The organism is Streptomyces sp. MB09-01, assembly GCF_033794505.1.
Lineage (GTDB): Bacteria > Actinomycetota > Actinomycetes > Streptomycetales > Streptomycetaceae > Streptomyces.
This window is the reverse complement of sequence record NZ_JARAYQ010000560.1, coordinates 1-1241: the sequence shown is the minus strand read 5'-3', so window position 1 is coordinate 1241 and position 1241 is coordinate 1. Positions and strand designations below refer to the sequence as shown.

At 79.2% G+C, this 1241-nt stretch carries 1 protein-coding gene; it reads left to right on the top strand.

Annotated features, from left to right (window positions below):
• Positions 1-1241 (top strand): 3'-5' exonuclease (locus PV721_RS43445; RefSeq protein ID WP_319734404.1); only part of this gene is annotated, 1241 nt, incomplete at both ends.

Sequence of the window (1241 nt, the reverse complement as noted above, 5' to 3'; positions counted from 1 at the left end):
GACAGGGCTGCTCCGGGGCGGCGGCACCGCCAAAGAGGCCCTGTGGTTCATCAGGGACGGGCGTAGCCCCGGCGGCGTCCGCGGCGGCCTCGGCGGCGGTCGGCTCGGCCACGGCAACCCTGACCACCGACACACCGGCCGAGCCGACTGCCGCCGAGGCCGACGAGGACGCCGCCGGGGCTTCGGCCGTCGCGGACGCCGCCGCCGGGGCCGCCGCCGAGCGGGCAGCGGGGCCGGGCCTCGACGCGACCGTCCCCGGCTCCGCCGGAGCGGGCGGGGCCGCAGCAGCCGACGGGGCCGGCACGGGTGCCGCCGTGGCCGACGAGGCGGGACCGGGGGCAGGCCCCGACAGCGCCGACCCCGCGGGAGGTGCGACGCCGGGCCCCGACAGCGCCGACCCCGCCGGAGGCGTCACCGTCGAGGCCGCCGTCACCCTGCTCACCTCCCCCCTCGGCGGCATGGACGCCGCCGACCTGCGGCGGCTCGGCCGGGCGCTGCGGGAGGAGGAGCGCGCCGCCGGCGTCAAGGTGCCCGCGCCCTCCGACGTGCTGCTCGCGCGCGCCCTCGCCGAGCCGGAGCGGCTCACCGCGCACGACCCCGCGTACGCCCGCGGAGCGCAGCGCCTCGGCCTGCTCCTGCGCAAGGCCCGCGAGCTGCTCCAGGGCGGCGGCACCGCCGAAGAGGCCCTGTGGATCCTCTGGGACGGCACCCCCTGGCCCCAGCGGCTGGAGCGCAGCGCCCGCCGCGGCGGCGCCGCCGGCCGCAACGCCGACCGCGACCTCGACGCCGTCTGCGCCCTCTTCGACACCGCCGCCCGCGCCGAGGAGCGCACCGGCGGCCGCGGCGCGCTCAACTTCCTCGAACAACTGGAGGCGGAGGACATCGCCGCCGACACGTTGACGGCCCGCGCCACCGGCTCCGAAGCCGTCCGCCTGATGACCGCCCACCGTTCCAAGGGGCTGGAGTGGTCCCTCGTCGTCGTCGCCGGGGTCCAGGAGGGCCTGTGGCCCGACCTCCGCCGTCGCGGTTCCCTCCTGGAGGCCGACCGCATCGGCCGCGACGGCCTCGCCGAGCCCCTCACCCCCGGCGCCCTCCTCACCGAGGAACGCCGGCTCTTCTACGTCGCCGCCACCCGCGCCCGCGACCGCCTCGTCGTCACCGCCGTCAAGGCCCCCGCCGACGACGGCGACCAGCCCTCCCGCTTCCTGACCGAGCTCGGGGTCACCCCGAAGGACGTCACC